Below are 22,086 nucleotides of genomic sequence, written 5' to 3'. Positions count from 1 at the left end.
GCTCCCTCCCGGTCGGCAATCTAGCGCCGGTCCGTTTCTATCCCACAGGGGGAGCGCAGCGCCGCGCATAGTTTTTTAGAAGGAGCGCTCACCAAGGCGGGATTGCTGAGCGCAAAGCGATGATCGACCGTGAGCACGAGCTGTCGATCACCAGGCAAGCGGAGGCTTTGAACATCGGCCGCGGCAGCGTGTACTACCTGCCGCGGCCGGTGCCGGACGCCGACCTTGCGATCATGCAGCGCCTCGACCGGCTGCATCTGGAGTTCCCTTTTGCCGGCTCTCGCATGTTGCGAGGGCTGCTGGCTGCCGATGGGTGCAAGATCGGCCGTCGGCATGTGAAGACGTTGATGCGGCGGATGGGGATAGAAGCGCTCTGTCGCCGTCCACGCACGACAAAGCCCGAGCCGGGCCACAAGATCTACCCGTACCTGCTGCGCGGAATGGAGATCACGCGGCCGAACCAGGTGTGGGCGATGGACATCACCTACATCCCGATGGCCCGCGGCTTCGTTTATCTGGCGGTTGTGCTCGACTGGTTCAGCCGCCGCGTGCTGTCGTGGCGCGTATCGATCACCATGGAGGCGACGTCCTGTGTCGAGACGCTTCAGGATGCCCTGGCTCGTCACGGCAAGCCGGACGTCTTCAATACGGATCAGGGCTCGCAGTTCACCGGACAGGCTTTTACCGGCGTGCTCGCCGACAACGGCATTGCGATCAGCATGGACGGCAAGGGAGCCTGGCGAGACAACGTGTTTGTCGAACGGCTATGGCGCAGCGTCAAATACGAGGAGGTGTATCTGCGGGCCTATGACAGCGTCAGCGAGGCCCTCGCGTCGATCGGCCGATACCTCGACTTCTACAACGGTCGGCGCCCGCATTCGAGCCTTGACGGCGTCACCCCCGATCAAGCCTACTTCAACCCGCTGCCACTCCGCTTGGCAGCCTAACCATGGCAGAGACTCCACTTATCGACGCGGAAAATCTGTTCAGACAACCGGAGCCAGCTCAGGCTCTGACGTATTTCCACACGGTTACGCAAAGGAGACTCGCGCTTGTACTGCCAAAGGCGATTGCGGCTCGTGCGGACATAATTTCATCACAGCCTGCTTCTTGCGCCTTGGCCGACTTCGGCTTGGTTTCGCAAAAGGCTGTCAGGGCGCTCTTGAACAGGGTGATCACAACACATGAATTGTCCGCAACAAGCACCTTGGCTCGCTTTTTATGGGCGGAACGTTCCGTTCGACAACTCTGTTGATTGCGCCATCATAAACGATCACGCGTCAGAACACCTGCTACAGTGGAGAAGGGTTGCAATTGGGCATTTTCGCTCGTCGCCGCTCGATTTCTGAACACGCGCGATTGTGCGCAACGCGAAAGGAACGCTAATGCCCCACGTTATCCGCTTCAGTGCTCCGGCCGGCGCGGTTTCGTTTTGGCCGAAAGGTTTCGGCCTCAGTTCCCACGCGCACGCGCCGACGATGGACAGGCGCCGAGCACTTCGCGGACGCCGCGCGCGCTGAACGTTCCCTTAACGGCTACGTTAACCCGCCGGCATTCTGGAATTAACGGCTTTCGGGTCGTTCCGGGGGATGTCCCGGGTTCTGTTGAATTTCTGAAGAGGTCGGCGTTGCCCACCTTGAGCCGGTAGGCTCGGGGTGCTGATTCCATAAAGGAGAGCAACGCCATGACGAGAGATATCAAACCGGCTGGTTCGTCGGCGACCGGGGCGGTGGACGAAGCGTTTGCAGAAGTGCGGGCGAGCTTCGATCGGTTCTGCCTTGCGGCAGGGATGGAGGCGCTCGGCACGACGATGGAGGCGGATGTTGTGGCGGCCTGCGGGCCGCGCCACGGTCGCGACGCGGCGCGGCGGGCGCACCGTTGGGGTCGAACGCGGGGACGGATAGGTTTCCACGGCGGCAAGATCGAGGTCGAGCGCCCGCGGGTCCGGGGCGTGGATGGCGGCGAGGTCACGATCCCGAGCTGGGAAACGGCGGCGTCAGGAGGATTGGCTCGGTCGCGGGGCGATGAACCTGATGCTGATCAATGTGTCGACGCTCCGGTTCGGCCGTGCTGTCCGACTGCCCGAGGGTGACGTGCCGGCACCGCCCGGATCGGGGGTTTCGAAGTCGGCGGCCTCGCGGAGGTTCGTAGCGCTGTCGGCGACGCGGCTGGCTGACTTCATGGCTGCCGATCTGTCCACGCTCGACCTTCTGGTGGTCCAAATCGACGGGCTGCATCTCGGCGACGATCTCGTGCTGGTCGCCGCAATCGGAGTTGACGGCGAAGGCAACAAGCATCCGCTGGCGCTGGTGGAAGGGGCGACCGAGAATGCCGCAACGGTTCAGGCCCTGCTGGACAACCTGGTCTCGCGCGGGCTCGACCCGACGGTGCCAGGACTGTTCATCGCCGACGGCGCGAAACCGTTGTCGAAGGCGATCCGCCGCACCTTCGGTTCGGCCGCTGCGATCCAGCGCTGCCAGATCCACAAGGCACGCAACATCATGGAACGCCTGCCGAAAGAGCATCATGCGGCCACCCGTCGGGTGCTGCGCCAGGCCTGGGAGCTCAATGACGCCGACAAGGCTGAAAAATTGATCCGCAATCTTGCGCGTCGACTCGACCAGCAATGGCCCGGCGTAGCGGCCAGCATCCTCGAAGGCCTCGACGAAATCCTGACTGTCGTCCGGCTGAAGCTGCCGAAGGAGCTTCGTCGATCGCTCGCCTGGACCAACATCGCCGAGAACATGATGGGCACCATTCGCCGCGTCACGCGCAACGTCAAACGCTGGCGGGATGCCGGTATGGCCTTGCGATGGGTCGCGGCCGGCATGAGCGAAGCCAACAAGGGCTTCCGACGATTGAAGGCGCATAAGCAATTGTCGGTTCTGCGTGCGGCCCTTCAAGCTCGCCACGATCGCATGACGATCAAGCCCGTTGCCCACGTCTCGAGGGCCGCGTAACATTCATTCCGGCAACGTCGGCCCGACGTAGTTCAACACCGATCGGGACATCCCCTCGTTCCATACGGTTGGCCTTTCTCCCGAATAAAGCGATGCCAATTTTTAAAGAGCAGCCAACACTCATGACAGTAAAGCTGGTCACTGAAGTTAACTGCGCGTGATAGGGACAGCGTCGGTTCGCATGTTTCCCGGCGCCGAGTCGCGTCCGCGCAGGCTGCCCCAGTGTAGATCGCGCCGGTCGCGTTCGGCCTGCGAGGGCTAGCTGCTTTGCGGCCAAGGCTGAGGCGACTGATCCACGCGTCCATGAAGCCAACCAGTCTTGGTAGGTGCGGGCGTGGGACCTTTCGAGATATAATTCTCCATTATCTCGGGCTTTCCGGAGCCAACCGGTTAGTTTTGCTTGCAGGACCGACCGCTGAAGTTAGCGGCGCGTGGCAGGGACTGAACCGCCACAATGGCCAGATCCAAGATATCCCGGACTATGAGGGAGAGTGAGCATATGCGGCTACCGATTGCTTATGTCGCCATCATGACGATCTGCTAGGAGGATTAATGAGATGAAAGCTCCCCTCGTCGCTTTGGCGCTAGCTCTCCTTAGCGCTACGGCCCTCGCCCAGTCCATCGAGTATGGGAAGGACCGGTTAGGCTCCGATATCAGCAGCTTCTCTCTGCCGCCGAACAGCGTTCCTGAGAACTGCCAGGGTGCGTGCTGGGCCAATTCGGGCTGCGCGGCGTGGACCTTCGCCCGCAGTGGCTGGCAAGGTGAAACTCCGCGCTGTTGGTTGAAGAACGCGGCGCCGGCACCAACGGACAATTTCTGCTGCGTGTCCGGCCACAGGTAAGCCCCGTAGCAGCTTGCATGAATTGGCGAGCGGAACATTGCAAGGTTGAGATGGCTGGTCTGTCGCCTTATCAAGCACAATCTTCTCGGTGGCGCCGACCGAGCTGGACTTGGCCAGCAATATCTCGTTCACCCGGTCGAACAGGGCGTTGCGCACGGTAATAAAAGCCGAAAGGATTGCCTGCGGGTCACCGTCCTCGAGGAGCGTTGAGCCCAGCGCTGAAAGAACACCCTCAATGTAGACAAGGGAGCTTGGTGCTATGGTTCGCTCCGATGCCATCAAACGCACAATGTTGGAAATGAATTCGAGTCGCAGTTTTTTTCAACCAACCGCTGAAATTTGCGCATTCTACTTCGATCGCGCGCACGAGATCGAATACCCGCGTGGGACGCGCGCCACTTACTAGGCAGACCTGTTCGAGCGTGATGGTATCGCCGAATTCACATTGATCAAGATCGGCATCCAGAAACGCCGAGTTCCCGATCGTCACGCCATTCAGGAAGGCATGGGACAGGGATTTCGAATCGTGGAGGTTAGAGCTGGTCCCGGTTGTTTGGACAGGGCCCCGCGAAAATTAAGTGGATTCCTGCCGGGAGGGCGTAAGCTCGACCAGATCCGCAGCAAAATCGTTGGCGACGATCATGCGGCCGTCACCATCGTTTGCGTGCCGAAGTAAGCCTCGTCGGGCGTGCGTTCGTCAAGTCTCGAGTGAGGACGTCCTCGATTGTAGAACGCCAGATATTTGGAAATCGATGCTCGCGCCTCGAGCACGCTGTCGTAAGCACGCAGATAGACTTCCTCGTATTTGACAGTGCGCCACAGCCGCTCGACGAACACGTTGTCGCGCCAGGCACCCTTGCCGTCCATGCTGATGGCGATGTTCGCGTCCAGCAGCACGCCGGTGAAGTCGAGGCTGGTGAACTGGCTACCCTGATCCGTGTTGAAGATCTCGGGCCTGCCGTGCTTCGCCAACGCCTCCTGGAGCGCTTCGACGCAGAATATCGTCTCCATCGTGATCGATACGCGATGGACCAATACCCTTCGGCTGAACACATCGACGACCGCCGCGAGGTAAACGAATCCACGTCGCATCGGAATGTAGCTGATGCCCATTGCCCAGACCTGGTTCGGCCGCTCGATCTTCAATCCGCGCAATAGGTACGGGTAGATCTTGTGGCCCGGTGCGGGCTTGCTCGTGTTCGGACGGCGATAGATCGCCTCGATCCCCATGCGCTTCATCAGCGTCGCGACGTGGCGGCCGCCAACCTGCATGCCCTCACGCTGCAACAGCGATCGCAGCATGCGCCCCCCTGCGAAGGGATAATCGAGGTAACAGCTCATCGAGCCGGCGCATCAAGACAAGTCCTCGGCCGAAACCGGCCGAGGTTCATAGTAAACCGTACTGCGGGCAAGGTTCAGGACCTTCGCCTGGCGCACGACAGACAGATCATGGTCGCGGTCGATCATCGCTTTGCGCTCAGCAGGCCCGCCTTGGTGAGCGCGCCGGACAAAAAATCGTTCTCCAACGCAAGCTCGCCGATCTTGGCATGTAACGCTTCAAATCGACCGGCGCCTCGGCCGGTCCGTTGTCCTGCCCAAACACTCCGGCGGCGCCTGCCAGGAGTTGGGACTTCCAGGTCGTGATCTGGTTCGGATGGACATCAAACAGTTGCGCCAGCTCGGCCAATGTCTTCTCCCCCTTCACGGCCACCAAAGCCACCTTTGCCTTGAATGCCGGAGAATGCGTCCGGCGACTCCTCTTCGTCATCTTCGCTCCTGTTTCGCGGCAAGAATCCTCGCCGCTCTCAGGCAGAAAATCCACTCAAGCTACTGTCCGAATTTGCGGAGCCAGCTCTAACCGCCCGCCAGGGTTTCATGCTTCGAAAACGTTGCTTCCCCGGCCACCACGGCCTGTGCGTGTCAAGTCGCTGTCCTTTAGTAGGACAACACGCCGGACCTGCCGTGATGAGTAGCCGATGTGGCAAACCGCCGCGAACACAGGGATATGACGGCGTCGCCGGATCGACGGACTGTAGGAATTATTTCAGCATGTCCGCAGCAATTACCGCCGACGTGTTCGCCAATGCACCCTCCGGACCAGCACCGCTGCACCGCCGGCTCAAGTTCTGCCGAATCGTCTTACCACTTGGGACAAGCGCAACTGCCGAGGCTCCCAAAAAACGAACTCCAGATCGCATTAATACTCCAGGGCGCTTTCCTGACTCCCAACCGAGCGCCTTTGGCTCGCATCGATAACGGCGCTCGAATGAACCAGGCAGCGCGCCGCTCGAACTGGAGGTTATCCAGTGGCCTCCCAACGCGCTGGTCAAATCGGGACTAAGTCGCAGACCCCGCAATGGCGCTATTCGCGATCAGCAGTATGCCGCACGGCAGGAAGCCGCCGTTCCCGCTGCAATTTTGGCAGCTGATCTGATCGGCCTGAGCAGAGGCTGGATCAGCTGTTGAATATCCAACGAGACGTTTGAAGCCCGAGCATCACCGTTACGGCCGAGGCTGGACGGGGTGAGCCAGGTCACAGCAGCAACGCCCACACCAGACGAAATTGCTTGAACCTCACGTTGCGTCAGGACGTAGGGTGAGAATCACGAACGACAAAGCAAACCTCGGACGATGCACAGGCCAGATGGCAAAGATGTGTGATCAAGCGGTCGAATGTAGCGGTGACCGATTGTACGTGTGTCTGGGCCCATGGACCAAGAACGAAAGGTTGTCAGATATGAAACAACGCATGATGATGGCCGCATTGCTCGCTATCATCGCATCTCCGGTTTGCGCGGCGACACTCAGCGGCGCTCCCCGCATTCTCGACGGCAACACGATCGAAATCGAGCAGACCAAAATCCGGCTCTCGGGCATCGAGGCGCCAGAGACTGATCAGATCTGCCTCGACGCCCATGGCCAGAAATGGGCTTGTGGCATAGCTGCTCGCGATGAGCTCATCAAGCATTCGAACGGGCGAACCTGGGATTGCCATACCACAGGGGTAGATGTGTACAGGAGGTCGCTTGGCAACTGCTTCATCGCAGGCGAGGATGTGAACGCGTGGATGGTACGCTCGGGATGGGCGCTATTATCGGCACGCTCCGCAGCAAGCTATGCCATCTATGAGGTTGTTGCGAGCAATGCCTATGCGGGCATCTGGTCCGGGGCGTTCATTGCACCTTGGGATTGGCGCCATCGCAACCAGTCGACGATCATTATTGGCGCAAGCTCGGTGCCCTCAGACGTTCAAGAACTCCTGCTCGGATCCGCTTTGCTGACCGACCCTCCCTCACAGGAGTGTCTGATAAAGGGCACCGTGGGCCGTAAGGGCGAGCGCATTTACCACTTGCCCGGGCAAAACAGTTACGAACAAATCGATATGACGAAGAACTTAGGTGAACGTTGGCTTTGCAGCGAATCGGAAGCGACCGCCTTGGGATGGCGTAAAGCCGCGCGATAGGGTGCCACCACACATGCAAGCAGATTCTTCGAGCATGAGCCATTCGATCGAACCTTCGCGCCGTTCTCTGTTGCTGTTCACTATGTCGGCTGTCGGCATGCTGCTTGCCGACCATATCGTCGAGGCGAAGGAATCAAAACTGCGGCCGAAGCCGGATAATCTGCTCTCTCCAGGTGCTGCGCTGAAGCGGCTAATGGAAGGCAATGATCGCTACGTCCAGGGCGCTTCCCAAGGCCACGATTTCAAACGCGAGCGCCGGGTTTTGGTCGGTGGGCAAAATCCATATGCCGCGGTTCTGGGCTGCGCTGATTCTCGTATTGCGCCAGAACTGGCCTTCGACAGCGGACTTGGTGATCTGTTCGTCTGCCGACTCGCCGGAAATTTCGTCAACGAGGACACGCTCGCCAGCATGGAGTATGCCGTGGCCGTGCTGAACACGCCATTAATTGTGGTACTTGGTCACGATCATTGCGGCGCAGTAGACGCCACGATCAAGGCGCTCAACGACGACAAGCCGCCGCTGGGACATATTCCATCGCTCGTCGCCGCACTTGCACCTGTGGTTAAGGAATCTCGGCAGCAAGGCGGCGACACGTTCGCCAATGCGACCCGGCAAAATGTAATCGATAACGTCAATAAACTCAGATTGGCGGGACCGGTTCTAAACCGGGCAGTTGAGCAGAACAGACTGATGGTTGTCGGGGGCCTTTACAGGCTTGATACGGGCAGAGTCGATCTGCTGAGCTAATGGATGGCGGCCGCCATGCGCGGCGGCCTCGTCCTAACTGGCTCAACAGCGACCTCGGACGACATTCGCTCATTCATCCGCCGCCGCAAGTGCCCTGGATATCGTCAACAATTCTAGTACAGCTTCGGATAGCTCAGGTATGCGCGGGCTCTTAATTCTCGTTGTAATCCTTGTACTTATTCTGGCGACACGCGGCCAGCACCAAGAGAGATTCTTGGCCCGGCCGACAACCTGGATGTCTCGTTAGTTCGTCCTGGCTCACAGAGTTGGCTCGAGCGGAAGATCGCGCTGGGATTTGAGCTCAGCCTCCGCACCAGCGAGCCCAGCAGAATTTTCTCGACGCTGGCGATCCGCTATGCCATCGATCCAAATTCTCCGTTGATCGTGCTTAAGCGGCCTGAGCGATGCTTTGAGGCTGCCACTCCCAAGCCAGCAGTTCGTCTATGCGCTTGGCAGAGTGATCCCGTTGTTCGAGCAGATCGCCGGAAGTGAGCTGGTCCGCCTCGGCTATTTACCGCTTGCAAGCCCGTCTGGCGACGCGTGAGTCGCCGGAACTGTTCCGCCGCGATTGGCGGGTTGCCGCGCAGCTATCTTGCGCTGCTGGTCGGCCAGACCATTTCGCTGCTGGGCTCCAACGTCACCATGTGTCGCCATCCGGAACTGCCCCCTTTGCGTCATAAAGAACTGCCCCCACCATCGGGATTATGATCTCGGTTGAAGGTTGGCTCCGCTGCTGACGGGACGGGGGAGGCGGAGCCGACCGGAGGGCCGTCAGCGGCGGGCGGCTTGATGAGGCCGCTCTTGCGCTTGGCTCGGAGCCGGTGGCGGCAACACTGGCGACGATTCCGTTGCCGACGCGGTCCGCTGGGCGCTCAACAGCCGCCTCGTGCGCGGTACTCTGCCAAGTGGCTGAGGGGCTGGCGGGCGTGTTCGGCAATCCGATCTTGAGGGCGGTCACTTTAGCCACCGCCACGTTCATCTTTTGCCATAGCGCATATTCTGCAGCCTTTCTGTTGCATCTGACCAAGGATCTCGAGTTCGACAGCCGGATCGTCAGCGTGGTGCTCGGAATCGGCGCGCTTGGTGGTGTGGTCGGCGCGGCTAGCTCGCCCTCGGCCGGCCGGGCAATCGGCATCGGCCCGGTGTTAATGGTCGGTTTGGCCGTGAGCACCGTGGGCATGAGTTTGGCCACCCTGATCACCGAACCCCGGTGGGCCGCGGTGGCATGCGTTTCGCTCTCCCAATTCATTCTGTCGGCCAAGGTATCTACAATGTGCAGCAGGTTCCCCTTCGATACGCGTTGGTCGCGCAACGCTTGCAAGGCCGGGCCAATGCGAGCATCCGCAGCGTGGTGTGGGGACTGGCGTCATTGGGTGCGCTGGCCGGTGGCGCAGTCGCTGCGGCAACAGGCTTACGCATTACGTCGCTTGCGAGCAGCCTGCTTGGCGCCGCCTCGATAGTTTGGATTTGGCGCTCCCCGCTGCGCCGCACGCGCAGCTTGCGTGTGTAACCGACACGACGGACCGGCGCATCACATCAGAGAATTTGGCGATCTTGATCGGCAACCGGGTCGGCTGACGGTGTGTTCCCGCCCCTGTCAGCTAGCGGCCGACGCGCGCGTCCGTCTTTTGTTCGGGAGGAAGGCCTTCGATCTGCTCGGCCTCGCACTTCGCGACCGTTTCATGGTGTCCTGTATGGACAATCCGAGGGGGCGCCCGATCGGATTGCTTGCCAGCCATTTCGCGGTGCGGCCCCGCAATCTTCTTTGGCCGATAGCCCCCGATCTGGTCTGGCTTGACGCTACCGGTCTCGTGGAAGCGCTGTACCCAGTTGATCGCCGTGCTGATGGCCACCCCAAATTGAGCCGCTGCCTGATGCCGCGACAGGCCACCTTTGATGACAGCTCTCACCACCCGCTCACGAAGGTCGTCCGAATAGGCTCGTCCCATCCATGCTGGCCTCCTTCCCAGCCAGCATGTTGAATCAGAAGCCTTCCGATTTGGGAATCCCAAATCGATTCAAGCTTGACCCACCCCGCTCTAGGTGGTGTGGACACTTATCGCATCCATAAGACGATGGCTGCGAGAGTGACGACGGCCAGGTAATTTCGGGCGGTCTTTTCGAAGCGGGTTGCAACGCGGCGGAACTGCTTGAGCTTTGAGAAGCAGCATTCGACGAGATGACGCTGGGCATAGAAATGCTTGTCGAGTGGATATTTGAGCGCACGTGACGGGTTGTTGGGGATCACGGCGAGCGCGCCTTTGGCGGCGATGGCTTGGCGCAAGTGATCGGCGTCATAGGCCGTATCGGCCATGACGACCTCGGCGGATAAGCCTTCGATCAATGCGGCGGCTTGCGGTGCATCGCCCTTCTGACCTGCGGTGAGCTTGAACCGCACCGGACATCCCAAGCCTCGAACGGCCATATGTATCTTGGTGCTCAGGCCGCCGCGCGAGCGGCCGATCGCTTGATCTTCCGCTTGATCTTCAGACCCCCCTTTTTGGCGCCGGCGGCGTGCTGATGCGCCCGAACGATGGTGGAATCGACGATCAGATATTCGAAGTCCGGATCATCGGACATCGCCTCGAAGATCCGCCACCAAACACCCTTGATGCTCCATCGACTGAAGCGCCGGAACACGCTGTTCCAGTCCCCAAACACCTCCGGAAGATCGCGCCAGGGAGACCCCGTACGCACGATCCACAGCACACCTTCCACGAACATCCGGTTGTCGCGCCCGGTGGAGCCCTTCTGATCGGGGCGCCCTATGATCAGCGGCGCTATCCGCTCCCACGCCGCGTCGCTCAATACCAAACGGTCCATCACACCCAAGGCGGCCTCCCCAAAAGCAGCCTTGAATCTGATTTGCTCCTAAAAGGGAATCCTTAGAGTCCACACCACCTAGGGTTTGTACTCAATAGGGATTCCATCTGGAATTGGACTGTGATTCAAGCTTCTCAGCGCAAGGGAGGCTTGAATGGCAAAGCAGGTCTACTGGCTCAGCGATGCGGAATGGCGGCGGATTGAGCCGTTGTTGCCACGAGGGCGCAAGGGAGCGCATCGGGTCGATGATAGACGCGTGATCAGCGGCATTGTGCACATGCTGAAATCTGGTTCGCGCTGGCGCGATTGCCCGGAAGTCTACGGCCCCTACACAACGGTCTACAACCGCTTCAACCGCTGGAGCCGACAGGGGATTTGGACGGATATTTTTTACGCCCTGACCGGATCGACCGGCATGTACGGATCGATGTCGGTGGATTCCAGTTACATCAAAGCCCATCGCTCCGCGGCCGGCGCAAAAGGGGGGCCTTCAACAACGCGATCGGCCGCTCGCGCGGCGGGCAGACCACCAAAATCCACGCGCTGACCGACGATATCGGCCGTCCGCTTGCCTTCCTGATCACCCCTGGCAACACCCACGACCTGGTCGGTGCACGCGGCTTGATCGGCATGGTTCGTACCCCGCGCCGTCTGCTGGCTGATCGAGCCTACGACGCCAGGAGCCTACGCAACGAACTAGCCGCACGCCGCATCAAGGCCGTGATCCCGCCAAATCCGACCCGCAAGCATCCGCATCTCTACGATAAGGTCGCCTACAAAGGCCGCAACGTCATCGAGCGGATGTTCTGCCGTCTCAAGGACTTCCGCCGGATCGCAACCAGATACGACAAGCGCGCAGACATCTTCCTGTCTGCAATCCTGCTGGCCGCCGCGATCACTTGGTGGATCAATTGAGTCCGGATCCTAGAGCAGCTGTAAGCGAGCTTTCCGGCGCCAAGGACCACAGCGCGTATTGCACGCGTCGCAACACAACGCTCAGAGCCAAAGCCGGTGCTTGGAATTCATTGATGCTGTATGGACACTGACAGGCCGGGCGCCGAGGCGATGTCGGATCCGCAACAACCACGAACCTAGTATTCTCAGATCCGTAGGCTAGATCGAGCTGATGGCACGGTCGTTGCAAAACCCTCACGCAACATTTGCCTCTGTACAGCAGACTGAATGGTTCCCGCCAGGATCATGAGCGAGACGGCAGGACTGAAAAAACCGCGAGAAAGAAGCTAACCAACGGAGACAATCGTGCGACCAACTGCATCCGGCGGGGAAAAACGACCCTTTTTACCGATCTCACGTCTTCCTATCTGCGGTGTTGATCGGATCGAACGCCGATGCTTCAGCCCGTCTTCGCATTGGAGCAATTAGAGCAAGGTTGACCGGGTGACAAAACTGGCGAGGCTCAAGGAACTACGCGACATGATGCAGCTGCTTTGGCAGTTGTTCGAATCAGCGCAGCAGCTTCCTAGAGGCCCAGAGCATGCAGCAACCGTTCAGACGCTTAAACAGTATGAGCGCCGGCTGATGGAGCTGATTCAAGCATCTGAAACGGCTCGCGCGGCTATCCGGGACGTCACTCACCGCGCCGATATATCAAAATAGCGATTATCAGCAACTCAGCAATTATCACGGGAGTCTTATGCATCTCCCGTCCGTAAGCCCGTGCAACGGCAACAACCGAGAACGTCAAAGGACATGCCGCGAGCGAGGCAACGAGCCCGCTTGCCCGATCCATCGCTGTTACACAACAATGTGCTACATAAATCTGGGGCAAGCTCTTTCACCGACGAACGGGGCTGCCGGATATGGCAGCTAGAATTGCGTATTTTTCAGCAATACGTCACCCTCCACTTCGCGGGGATAATGAGCCGCCACTTCGAATGATGGTAATAGGTCGAGAATGGCTTGCAGGGACAGCTGCCCCTCGTAGAGCTCGCGATCGCTATATTCCGTGTAGATGAAGCGCGTGTTGCTTAACGTCTGCACGCCACCGGCGATGACATCGGCCTCGGCTCCTTGAACGTCCATCCAGATGAAATCGACCGTGTTCAGTCCAGCTTCGCTGCACCAATCGTCGAGCCGTCGAGTTTCAACCGAGAAGGGACGGTCGAAGCGAACCCAATCATACTCGGTAAGATGGTTCTTCGGGCGGCGTATTGAGCCAGAGAGGTCCCATTCCTTTGCATCTCCATCTGCATTGCTTGGATGGAAGTCGATCGTCCCGTTTCGTTCGCTGATCGCAATTTCAAGCAGCTTCACCTTATCGAGATTTGGACCGAGCTTCTTCTTGAAACGCGCGATCGCTCGGGGGTCCGGCTCAAAGCAGTAAAGCTGAGCTTGTGGGCACAGGGTGAGAAAATGTGCCGTATCGGTTCCGTCATTGCAGCCGATATCCAAGATCACTGGATTGGACATCCCAAGAAGTGACAGAATATGCTGATGTACGTCCACACAAGACACGGGTTGTTTTTCCATTGGAACTCCGTTGACACTTTGTCCTAGACGCGCAATCACACGTCAGACATGCCAGCACAACGTATATCAACGTATATAATTCATATGCCGGCGCGCGAGCGGTCGCGGATGGCGCTCTCTTTCGCTCGAGCGTGGCGAGGGATGATGCTGCCGCCACTGCCGGCTTGTCTTGCGAAGCGGGCCGCGGCGTGCTCTCGAGGGCGCCATCTGGAATGCGATCTTCGCGGTAACATAGGTGATTTGCGAGTGGCCCTTTGACCACTGCATCGCGATCTGGCTTCGCAAGGCGATAAAGACCCGCGCCGAACGGATTGTGGTCTGATTGTCACCAGTCTTGGTACCACCTTCGGGCACCAGGTACCGGGAGCGGCCACGGGCGACTGCGCCCGCTCCAGGAAAGGCTACTGATCGACGTTCACTCCGCATAGATGATAATTGTGATGAACTGAACGAGCGCCGGCCTCCGTTCGAACGGTATCGGGCGATCACCAGCATGCGATCGAAGAAATTGGCAAGGTAAAGCCTGCCTTGACCCTATCCATAACCACCATGGTTTCGAAGCGCTCTATGTCCGGATCTTCATGAGAGAGGCGGCGGGTAAATTTCTCGTACTCCTCCAGATTATCTGCGGTAACGAGCAGGACGAAGTGGGGCTGACCGGTGACATAGAATCCGCTCATCACCTCAGTCATTTTGCAGATTGTGCGCTTGAAGCGATCAACGATGTCGGCTCGATTCCGGTGAAGTGAGACGAGAACCGAGCTATCGCTGAAAGTTGGTGACGGCGGGAATCGGGAAGGCGGCATATCGTGGGGGTGCTTGACGCCTCCACTTCTCCACCGAAGGAGCGATATGCCGTGTCCAAAGATAACATCATCAAGTTGATTCAGCCAGGAAACGTCGACGATCAACTCACCGAAATCTTGCGCAATGGGGCGAGTGCTCTGTTGGCCCAGGCGGTCGAGGCCGAGGTCGCGGACTTTCTCGGCAAGCATGCCGATTTGAAGACTGCGGACGGCCACCAGCGCGTCGTGCGCCACGGTCACCTGCCGGAACGCGAGGTGATGGATGGTATCGGTCCGGTCGGCGTCCGCCAGCCGCGTGTACGCGATCGCGAGGCGGAGGCTACCGATCCCGACCGCATCCGGTTCTCTCCGTCGATCCTGCCGCCCTACATGCGCCGCTCGAAATCGATCGAGACGCTGCTGCCGATCCTTTACCTGAAGGGTATCTCCACCGGCGACTTCTCCGAGGCTCTGGCGGCGCTGCTCGGCAAGGATGCTGCCGGGTTGTCGGCATCCGCCAGCGGCCGTCTGAAGGACGGTTGGCTTGACGAACACACCGCGTGGCAGAGGCGCGATCCGTCGGCGAAGCGCTACGTCTACATCTGGGCCGATGGCATCCATCTCCAAGCACGCCTCGAAGACGAAAAGCATTGCATCCTGGTGCTGATCGGCGCGACGCCGGAAGGCCGCAAGGAACTGGTCGGCTTCACCGATGGCGCCCGCGAGAGCGCGCAGGACTGGCGCGATCTGCTGCTCGACCTGAAGCGGCGCGGGCTCGGCGTGCCGCCGCGGCTCACCATCGCCGACGGCGCGCTCGGGTTCTGGAAGGCCGCCGGCGAGGTCTGGCCGAAAACGCGCGAGCAGCGCTGCTGGGTACACAAGACCGCCAACGTGATCGCCAAGTTGCCGAAGAGCCAGCAGCCTAAAGCCAAACGCGCGTTGCAGGAGATCTGGATGGCCGAAACCAAGGCCGCCGCCGAGCTGGCGTTCGACGCCTTCATCGAGAGCTATACGCCCAAATACGAGAAGGCGGCCGACTGCCTGAGCAAGGATCGGGACACGCTACTGGCGTTCTACGACTTCCCGGCCGAACACTGGAAACACCTGCGGACCACCAACCCCATTGAAAGCACCTTCGCTACCGTGCGCCACCGCACGATCCGATCGAAGGGCTGCCTGTCCAACAGAACGGCGCTCGCGATGGTCTTCAAACTGCTTGAGGCCGCGCAGAAAAGCTGGCGTCGTCTCGATGGCCACAACCAGTTGCCAAAACTCGTTCTCGGTGTGACATTCAACGACGGGATCGAGGTCATCGCCAAACCGACTGACCGTCAGCCCATAACCCGCCGCCGCCTGACCGGCCGCGCCGTCACCAAAATTTGGCGATAGCTCACGAGAACCAGCAGGGTCACGTTTCGTCCGATTGCTTTCGGAGAAATGATTGAGACGTCCGCTTCGATTACGCGCAGTGCTCGCAGGCGCTTCAGTCGGCGCTGAACGCCAGAGGCCGACAACCCGACCTTCGCGCCGAGTATTTCACTGCTCAGACGGTTGTTTCTTTGCAGTAAGTCAAGAAGGCGGCATCCGTTCTGTCAAGTTTCATGGTTCTGGCGGGATCAACGGGCGAGCAGGTTTTTCCACGACCAAACCCGGCCCCTCGCTTGAGCCCTGCCCTTCCAATACGTAATCAGATCGTTCAAGCGGGGAGCGGTAGGGCGTCAGACCAGCTCGGCTCGCACGCCCGATCGCTTTGTTGATTCTCGAGCGACGAGCTTGCTCAGCCAGCTACGGTCGGCTTGCCGGCGGGCGCGCAGGCGATCGAGGCACTTCCTTGGACAAAGAGAGGTCCGCCATGAGTAGTACCGGACCAGTCCGAACTGACCATTACAGACGGCGCATCGTTTGACGATGCTAATTCCGAGAGTTTCAGAGCAGTAGCGCATTGTTGTCTCTTCGTGCCTTGCCCGGCTGATCTCCCTTCACACCCATTGCGTACACGATGCGCTCTATCGCAGACCTTTTCACCGCAGCGCCGGTTTAGACATCGCGAGACCAAAATGCTGCGATGACCAAGCTTCGGACGCGCCGCACCTTGCTTCAATACATCAGTTGACCGATTTTGCGAAGCCAGTAGCAGCGCCGCACAGACGGACTGCGCTAGCGAACAGCTTGTCTCGCCCAATGCGCGCGTGTAACGCCCGCTCTATTCGCCTGGCGAGGACGTCGTCGAACAGCTGGTGGGCTAGTGGAAAAGCCCATCTCGGACAACCGACCTAACCTTTGACGGCCCCGAGCAGTCCAATAGCCGGCGCGAACGAATATTAACTGTCGTAAGCTGGCTAAAACAACGAGCCGCTAGGAGCGCTGAGAGCAACAAGGCGGCGCGACAGCCGCCCAAAACGCAACGTAACATCGACCGAGCGTGACCGGCGGGCTTCTTCCGCAATGATATCTTAAGGGGGGAATCGGTGAGAGCACTTGTAGAGAGCTCGGTGATCGTTCCGTGGGATGCGGCATCCGTCGATCCACGGGCGTAACTGATTGATAGGACCTTGGTGCAGTGTTCCGCTTTTACTTTGAGTGCTTGGGATCCGCTATCGCAGACTCATCTGCATCAGACGCTCGCAAGTGACGGTTACTCCGAGAAGCTGCTCGATCACATCAATGATGATTTCGTCAAAGACAATCCTGCCTTCACCATTGCGCATCAGGATGATCCGCGCTCGCTCAGGTGGCGCGATTGTGAGCGAGACTGGACCCTTTGGTTTCCCGAGACTCTGACGGCGCGCGAATTTCTCATTCCATCGGGCCTCCACGAGGGCTCGACGATGTGCTTGCGGTTGTCGGACTGCCGCTACGTCGGTGCTTTCCAATGAAGTGGACTACGTCAGCGGGGGCAACGGATGAGCCCAAGGACATCACTCAGCGATTTCGTCCCATTCTGGTCGAGGTCTGCGACCGGCTGAGAACGCCCCCTCTACTCGCAGAAGGCGTGGCTCCTAACTCGTTTGCGTTGGTGATTTCTTCAAGTGGCGCCGCTTTCAACTTGCTGGCACGTGCAGCGGGTCGACAGCTGGGCGACGGGGGTGCAAACTGCTCGCGGAAATGCTTAGGCCCTGGACCCCGCGACGCTTCCTGTGGAGCGATGACAGCGGCCAATGCCATCACGTCTCAACCTTGCCAGCATACCATGGTCGTGGTCACCGAGGAGCAGATTCGTGGCCATACGATCTCTCGCTCATAGAGATCCAAGTGTTGCATCTGGTTGCAACCGGCGCGTCAAACCCGCAAATCGCACAGCAGCTGTTCGTCTCGCCGCGCACGGACCGATCGTCAGATCGAGCGCGCCTGAAACGCATTTTGCCGACTGCATCGCCCGCTTGCAAATAGGGGGCCGACTGAAGTTGCTTATGGCTCTCTCAGCCCACAAATACACGCGAGAACACGCTGCTCCAGGGCGCGTATTGCCAAGGCGTTGCCATCTTTCACCATACACGAGGGAGGAACTCCCGCAGCACAGTTGAATCGGCGTGGGTGGAGCGAGCGTCGACGACGGATCGGGCCAATGCGGGCCGACCCTCAGCTGCGTTGGCATCGCCGCAGATTGCAACCGTGCAACGCAGAACACGCATTCGCCCGAGGGCACCAAAATCCCGCGTGCAAAGCAGCACAGCGGTGTCAGCTCGAGGACGATTATCAGCCGCTGTTGCTCACTGCCTCAATAAGCGCGTCGATTTGACTCTTGGTCGTCCCTGACGCAACGACTAAATGGCCTACGTCCTGAGCCGCAATTTGCCATTTAGCCTTGATACACTCCTCGACAGCAGGAAAGACGACCGTAAGCGCATTAGGATTACGCCAGGCGCTGACGCCTCGGGCATTGAGTTCCCTGGCTGCATAGGCGGCGAGCTGTTCACATTCAACAAACATTTGTTTGATGCCCTCGACACCCAGACGACGGATCGCATACCAAAGGATGATCGGTGTATAGGCATTACGCGAGCCACTCAAGGTTGCGTCGAAGCTCCCGATGTAATCGATAGAACGCTCGATACGCTGAGCATGAATTTTACGCTAGAGAACGATACCGCAGGGCCTTGGCGCGCCAAGGCACTTATGTCCGCTGACCGTAATCGAGTCCGCTCCATCCGCGAAATCGAATGCGGGCCTCGGGCTCAAGAGAGCCGCGTATGCCCCGCATAGTGCCGCGTCGGAGTGAACGTAGATAGCGTCAATACCGACATCGCGAAGCACGGCGCGTATCTTGAGCGTATCGTCCCTGCCTTCCTTCATGGTGGTGCCTCTGTTTGCCACCACGACGGCGGGCCTTTTGCGATCACGAGCCGCTTCCTGCGCCAGATGGTCATAGCTAATCTCTCCATTTGGCTGCGAACGAACCACGCGGTGCTCAACCCCGAGCAGAGCTCACGCTGTAATGAGTATCAGACGAGAAATACGTCACAGCATCCGGATAGAGCTCACGTGTTACCTTCCGTCCCTCCGTTGGTGATGTAGCCCCGAAATTCCCGCGGTGCTCGAAACAGCTCGGCGAAGAATTCGATAACTTGCCGTTCCAGGGTATGCGAGTTGACGCGATAGGTTCCTGGTTCGAACGGGGCTCCAAGGTTGTTGCCTGTGAACTTCAAGAAGCGCCATAAGGGTTCATAGTCGATCCCCTCGCGAACGGGTATCTCAGAAAGCATTCATTTGCCTCCTGCTCGAGGAGAACAGTTCGTCCACTTTTTTGATTTACTGGGATTGCAACATGACGAGCGCGTCTTGCAGGGGCCGAACTCGGCGGCCCTGCGATCTATTCGGATCCTGATTCATGGGTAGAACAAAGCTCCTGCCCGGCCCGGCCCGCGCGTACGGTCCATCAAGACTGACGGCGCACCATCGGGAAAATGGGCGGCGAACTGCCGACCTGAACCTCACCCCGATCTTCCATCCCAGCCGCTCATATAGACGTGCCGGCCCGAGACTGGTGGCCTCGTTGAATGCCAAGCCTTTCGCCTCGTCCAGGATTGCAAGGCCGTATTGGAAAAGACGGCCGCCCCGGCCCGATCCTTGATGCATGGGATCGATGCCCAGCATGGTGAAATACCAGTGTGGCTCCTCGGGGTGATACTTGCCGAACTCCTCGAATAGCCTTTCGGTTTCCGTTCGTCGGTCCTCTGGACACTGCCGAGCAAATATTCCATCATGCGCTTGTCATTACGGTGCGCTTTGTCGGTTAACCACAACAACGCACCTTTCTGGCCGTCTTCGAGATACGCGCCACTTCCATCGAAGTAGGGATCGCCGGCGTAGTATTCCAGGAAGCCGGCGAAATGGCGTAAGTAGCGCTCCGGTTCTGGATATAGCCATCTTAGCAGCAGGCAGGTCGTAAAGGCTGTCGTCAGAACGGCAATGACCTTCGGACGGTCGGCAGGGCCGACGATCTTGATAGACCCGTTCTCTTTTGACGCGGACTGCATGATTGCTCCTTCCAAATCCGTCCAAGCGGCTTCGATGCCAAAGCCCAACAGCGCAGAGCCGCGGAGAAGCCGCGGATCACGAGGGTTGGCACTCGAGTGCACTGCCAATCGTGAGCCTGCATGCATCGGACTCCTCTGACCAGCCTGACTTGCCGCGACCCAAGCCTGCATGATTTAGGCCAAGGCGTGACGATCGATGCTGGTGCTTTGACGAGATGCAATGTCACTTTCACGACAGCTTGACGGGCTGAGTACGCCAGCGCGTTTGCTTCCGGACGAACATACGCGCAAGTGTACGATTTAGCAGAACTGCAGGCAGGATCAATCAGCTCATCTTTGGCCTGCCTCTTGCTATAAAGGCGCTGTTCGCAATGTGCCTATCTCCAACCCGTTCAAATGCTCAGGAGGCCCGCATGAATTTCCGTCCGCTTCACGATCGCGTCGTGGTCAAACGCATCGACGCAGAAGAGAAGACCGCTGGCGGTATCATCATTCCCGACACAGCCAAGGAAAAGCCCTCGCAAGGCGAAGTTATCGCCGTTGGCCCGGGTGGCCGTGACGAGACCGGCAAGCTGATCCCGATCGACGTGCAGGTCGGCGACCGCGTGCTGTTCGGCAAGTGGTCGGGCACCGAGGTCAAGATCGACAGCCAAGAGCTATTGATCATGAAGGAAAGCGATGTCATGGGCGTTCTTACCGACGTGTTCTCAAGAAAGAAGGCCGCCTAGTTCGTCGTTCACACTGCTTATCCCCGAAGAGTGCCGGCCGGGCGCCCCGAAGGTCGAAATACAACTGAAGGAATCATTATGTCAGCCAAAGAGGTCAAATTCGGCGTAGAAGCGCGCGATCGCATGCTTCGGGGTATCGATATCCTCGCGAACGCCGTTCAAGTCACGCTCGGTCCGAAGGGCCGCAACGTGGTGCTCGACAAATCGTTCGGCGCTCCGCGCATCACCAAGGATGGGGTCGCGGTCGTCAAGGAGGTGGAGCTGGAGGACAAGTTCGAGAATATGGGCGCCCAGATGGTGCGCGAAGTCGCCGCCAAAGCCGCTGACGCGGCCGGAGATGGCACCACGACCGCGACCGTGCTTGCGGCTGCCATCGTGCGTGAAGGCGCCAAGTCGGTTGCGGCCGGCATGAACCCGATGGACCTGAAGCGCGGTATCGACCTCGCGGTCGAAGCCGTCGTTGCGGACCTCCAGAAGAACTCGAAGAAGGTCACCTCGAACGAGGAGATCGCCCAGGTCGGCACCATTTCGGCCAACGGCGATGCCGAGATCGGCAAGTTCCTCGCCGACGCCATGAAGAAGGTCGGCAACGAGGGCGTGATCACGGTCGAGGAAGCCAAGTCGCTCGAGACCGAACTCGACGTCGTCGAGGGCATGCAGTTCGACCGCGGCTACATCTCGCCCTACTTCGTCACCAACGCCGACAAGATGCGCGTTGAGATGGACGACGCCTACATCCTCATCAACGAGAAGAAGCTCTCCTCGCTGAACGAGCTGCTGCCGCTGCTCGAGGCCGTGGTGCAGACCGGCAAGCCGCTGGTGATCGTCGCTGAAGACGTCGAAGGCGAAGCGCTCGCCACCCTCGTCGTCAACCGCCTGCGTGGCGGCCTGAAGGTCGCGGCCGTCAAGGCTCCGGGCTTCGGCGATCGTCGCAAGGCCATGCTGCAGGACATCGCGATCCTGACCGGCGGCCAGGCCATCTCGGAAGACCTCGGCATCAAGCTCGAGAATGTCACGCTGCAGATGCTCGGCCGCGCCAAGAAGGTGATGATCGAGAAGGAGAACACCACGATCGTCAACGGCGCCGGCAAGAAGGCCGACATCGACGCCCGGATTGCCCAGATCAAAGCGCAGATCGAGGAGACCACCTCGGACTATGACCGTGAGAAGCTGCAGGAGCGTCTGGCCAAGCTTGCGGGCGGCGTAGCGGTAATCCGCGTCGGCGGCGCGACCGAAGTCGAAGTGAAGGAGCGCAAGGATCGCGTTGATGACGCGATGCACGCCACGCGCGCGGCCGTCGAGGAAGGTATTTTGCCTGGCGGGGGCGTCGCCCTGCTCCGAGCGTCCGGGCAACTCAAGGGCCTGAGCACCAAGAACGACGACCAGAAGACCGGCGTCGAGATCGTGCGCAAGGCGCTGTCCTGGCCTGCCCGCCAGATCGCGATCAATGCTGGCGAAGACGGCTCGGTCGTGGTCGGCAAAGTGCTTGAGAAGGATCAATATTCTTTCGGCTTCGATGCGCAGACCGGCGAATACAGCAATCTTGTCTCCAAGGGCATCATCGACCCGACCAAGGTCGTGCGCATCGCAGTTCAGAACGCCGCCTCGGTTGCTGCACTCCTGATTACCACGGAAGCGATGGTCGCCGAGCTGCCGAAGAAGGCTGCGGCCGGGCCCGCAATGCCCCCGGGCGGGGGCATGGGCGGCATGGACTTCTGATCCAGCCTCTCTCGGCAGCCATGACTGGCAGAACCCTGGCAGCAATGCCGG

At 59.5% G+C, this 22,086-nt stretch carries 19 protein-coding genes and 4 pseudogenes; 13 read left to right on the top strand and 10 right to left on the bottom strand.

Going from position 1 to position 22,086, the window contains the following annotated elements; translation table 11 throughout:
• Positions 1–71 precede the first annotated feature (71 nt).
• From V5279_RS07940 to V5279_RS47015, 3 genes and pseudogenes are all read left to right on the top strand, one after another.
• Positions 72–947, top strand: a pseudogene (locus V5279_RS07940) (IS3 family transposase); the annotation flags it as partial.
• Positions 948–1,684: 737 nt separating this feature from the next.
• Positions 1,685–2,960: pseudogene (locus V5279_RS07935) on the top strand (IS256 family transposase).
• Between the two features lie 557 nt (positions 2,961–3,517).
• Positions 3,518–3,802 (top strand): PAN domain-containing protein, encoded by a 285-nt coding sequence (locus V5279_RS47015; RefSeq protein WP_173640822.1) that lies wholly within the window; start codon positions 3,518–3,520, stop codon positions 3,800–3,802.
• A 639-nt stretch (positions 3,803–4,441) separates the two neighbouring features.
• Here the strand turns inward: V5279_RS47015 and V5279_RS07930 are convergent.
• Positions 4,442–5,570: pseudogene (locus V5279_RS07930) on the bottom strand (IS3 family transposase).
• A 981-nt stretch (positions 5,571–6,551) separates the two neighbouring features.
• Here V5279_RS07930 and V5279_RS07925 point away from each other — a divergent pair.
• The 3 genes from V5279_RS07925 (at position 6,552) to V5279_RS07915 (ending at position 9,473) form a co-directional block, all read left to right on the top strand.
• Positions 6,552–7,265, top strand: coding sequence for a thermonuclease family protein (locus V5279_RS07925; protein ID WP_231168571.1), 714 nt, complete (start codon positions 6,552–6,554; stop codon positions 7,263–7,265).
• A 34-nt stretch (positions 7,266–7,299) separates the two neighbouring features.
• A complete protein-coding gene (locus tag V5279_RS07920; RefSeq protein WP_224924238.1) occupies positions 7,300–8,013 on the top strand; it encodes a carbonic anhydrase in 714 nt (237 codons plus the stop codon).
• 905 nt (positions 8,014–8,918) lie between these two features.
• On the top strand, positions 8,919–9,473 hold the full coding sequence (locus V5279_RS07915; protein WP_176533522.1) for a hypothetical protein: 555 nt from the start codon (positions 8,919–8,921) through the stop codon (positions 9,471–9,473).
• A 141-nt stretch (positions 9,474–9,614) separates the two neighbouring features.
• On the opposite strand, the gene V5279_RS07910 is transcribed toward V5279_RS07915, so the two are convergent.
• Both V5279_RS07910 and V5279_RS07905 read right to left on the bottom strand, forming a co-directional pair.
• Positions 9,615–9,962 carry a helix-turn-helix domain-containing protein gene (locus V5279_RS07910; RefSeq protein ID WP_176533523.1) on the bottom strand — a complete coding sequence of 116 codons (348 nt, stop codon included), beginning with the start codon at positions 9,960–9,962 and terminating at the stop codon, positions 9,615–9,617.
• A gap of 107 nt (positions 9,963–10,069) precedes the next feature.
• Positions 10,070–10,836, bottom strand: a pseudogene (locus V5279_RS07905) (IS5 family transposase).
• A gap of 154 nt (positions 10,837–10,990) precedes the next feature.
• Between V5279_RS07905 and V5279_RS07900 the strand changes: the two are divergent.
• Together V5279_RS07900 and V5279_RS07895 are read left to right on the top strand one after the other, a co-directional pair.
• Positions 10,991–11,751 (top strand): IS5 family transposase gene (locus tag V5279_RS07900; RefSeq protein WP_224944040.1). Its coding sequence is split into 2 segments (ribosomal slippage): positions 10,991–11,317 and positions 11,320–11,751, totalling 759 coding nucleotides; the frame shifts between segments, so codons are not numbered across the junction.
• 519 nt (positions 11,752–12,270) lie between these two features.
• On the top strand, positions 12,271–12,453 hold the full coding sequence (locus tag V5279_RS07895; RefSeq protein WP_338696276.1) for a hypothetical protein: 183 nt from the start codon (positions 12,271–12,273) through the stop codon (positions 12,451–12,453).
• Positions 12,454–12,663: 210 nt separating this feature from the next.
• On the opposite strand, the gene V5279_RS07890 is transcribed toward V5279_RS07895, so the two are convergent.
• Together V5279_RS07890 and V5279_RS07885 are read right to left on the bottom strand one after the other, a co-directional pair.
• A complete protein-coding gene (locus V5279_RS07890; protein ID WP_176535211.1) occupies positions 12,664–13,311 on the bottom strand; it encodes an FkbM family methyltransferase in 648 nt (215 codons plus the stop codon).
• A gap of 500 nt (positions 13,312–13,811) precedes the next feature.
• A complete protein-coding gene (locus V5279_RS07885) occupies positions 13,812–14,237 on the bottom strand; it encodes an Lrp/AsnC family transcriptional regulator (protein ID WP_338696274.1) in 426 nt (141 codons plus the stop codon).
• Here V5279_RS07885 and V5279_RS07880 point away from each other — a divergent pair.
• Positions 14,184–15,500 (top strand): IS256 family transposase, encoded by a 1,317-nt coding sequence (locus tag V5279_RS07880; RefSeq protein WP_338696272.1) that lies wholly within the window; start codon positions 14,184–14,186, stop codon positions 15,498–15,500. The genes V5279_RS07885 and V5279_RS07880 overlap by 54 nt on opposite strands.
• On the opposite strand, the gene V5279_RS07875 is transcribed toward V5279_RS07880, so the two are convergent.
• Positions 15,443–15,646 (bottom strand): hypothetical protein, encoded by a 204-nt coding sequence (locus V5279_RS07875; RefSeq protein ID WP_338701054.1) that lies wholly within the window; start codon positions 15,644–15,646, stop codon positions 15,443–15,445. The genes V5279_RS07880 and V5279_RS07875 overlap by 58 nt on opposite strands.
• Positions 15,647–16,663: 1,017 nt before the next feature.
• On the opposite strand from V5279_RS07875, the gene V5279_RS07870 reads away from it, so the two are divergent.
• Positions 16,664–16,987: a hypothetical protein gene (locus tag V5279_RS07870; protein ID WP_166072267.1), complete on the top strand. Its 324-nt coding sequence runs from the start codon at positions 16,664–16,666 to the stop codon at positions 16,985–16,987.
• 229 nt (positions 16,988–17,216) lie between these two features.
• Positions 17,217–17,501, top strand: coding sequence for a helix-turn-helix transcriptional regulator (locus tag V5279_RS47010; RefSeq protein WP_414645696.1), 285 nt, complete (start codon positions 17,217–17,219; stop codon positions 17,499–17,501).
• 306 nt (positions 17,502–17,807) lie between these two features.
• Here the strand turns inward: V5279_RS47010 and V5279_RS07865 are convergent, their stop codons facing one another.
• From V5279_RS07865 to V5279_RS07850, 4 genes are all read right to left on the bottom strand, one after another.
• Positions 17,808–18,122 (bottom strand): hypothetical protein, encoded by a 315-nt coding sequence (locus V5279_RS07865; protein ID WP_224924237.1) that lies wholly within the window; start codon positions 18,120–18,122, stop codon positions 17,808–17,810.
• Positions 18,123–18,185: 63 nt separating this feature from the next.
• Positions 18,186–18,533, bottom strand: a complete 348-nt coding sequence (locus tag V5279_RS07860; RefSeq protein WP_338701052.1) for a pyridoxal-dependent decarboxylase — start codon at positions 18,531–18,533, stop codon at positions 18,186–18,188.
• A gap of 56 nt (positions 18,534–18,589) precedes the next feature.
• Positions 18,590–18,814 carry a hypothetical protein gene (locus V5279_RS07855; RefSeq protein WP_338696269.1) on the bottom strand — a complete coding sequence of 75 codons (225 nt, stop codon included), beginning with the start codon at positions 18,812–18,814 and terminating at the stop codon, positions 18,590–18,592.
• A gap of 228 nt (positions 18,815–19,042) precedes the next feature.
• Positions 19,043–19,588: a hypothetical protein gene (locus V5279_RS07850; RefSeq protein ID WP_338696267.1), complete on the bottom strand. Its 546-nt coding sequence runs from the start codon at positions 19,586–19,588 to the stop codon at positions 19,043–19,045.
• A 413-nt stretch (positions 19,589–20,001) separates the two neighbouring features.
• Between V5279_RS07850 and V5279_RS07845 the strand changes: the two genes are divergently transcribed.
• Positions 20,002–20,316, top strand: coding sequence for a co-chaperone GroES (locus tag V5279_RS07845; RefSeq protein ID WP_166072319.1), 315 nt, complete (start codon positions 20,002–20,004; stop codon positions 20,314–20,316).
• 78 nt (positions 20,317–20,394) lie between these two features.
• Positions 20,395–22,035 (top strand): chaperonin GroEL, encoded by a 1,641-nt coding sequence (groL, locus tag V5279_RS07840; protein WP_207835117.1) that lies wholly within the window; start codon positions 20,395–20,397, stop codon positions 22,033–22,035.
• Positions 22,036–22,086: the final 51 nt, after the last annotated feature.

Origin of the sequence: Bradyrhizobium sp. 26S5 (assembly GCF_036923295.1) — a bacterium.
Lineage (GTDB): Bacteria > Pseudomonadota > Alphaproteobacteria > Rhizobiales > Xanthobacteraceae > Bradyrhizobium > Bradyrhizobium septentrionale.
The sequence above is the reverse complement of the archived record's forward strand: the minus strand, read 5'-3'. Positions and strand labels throughout refer to the sequence as shown.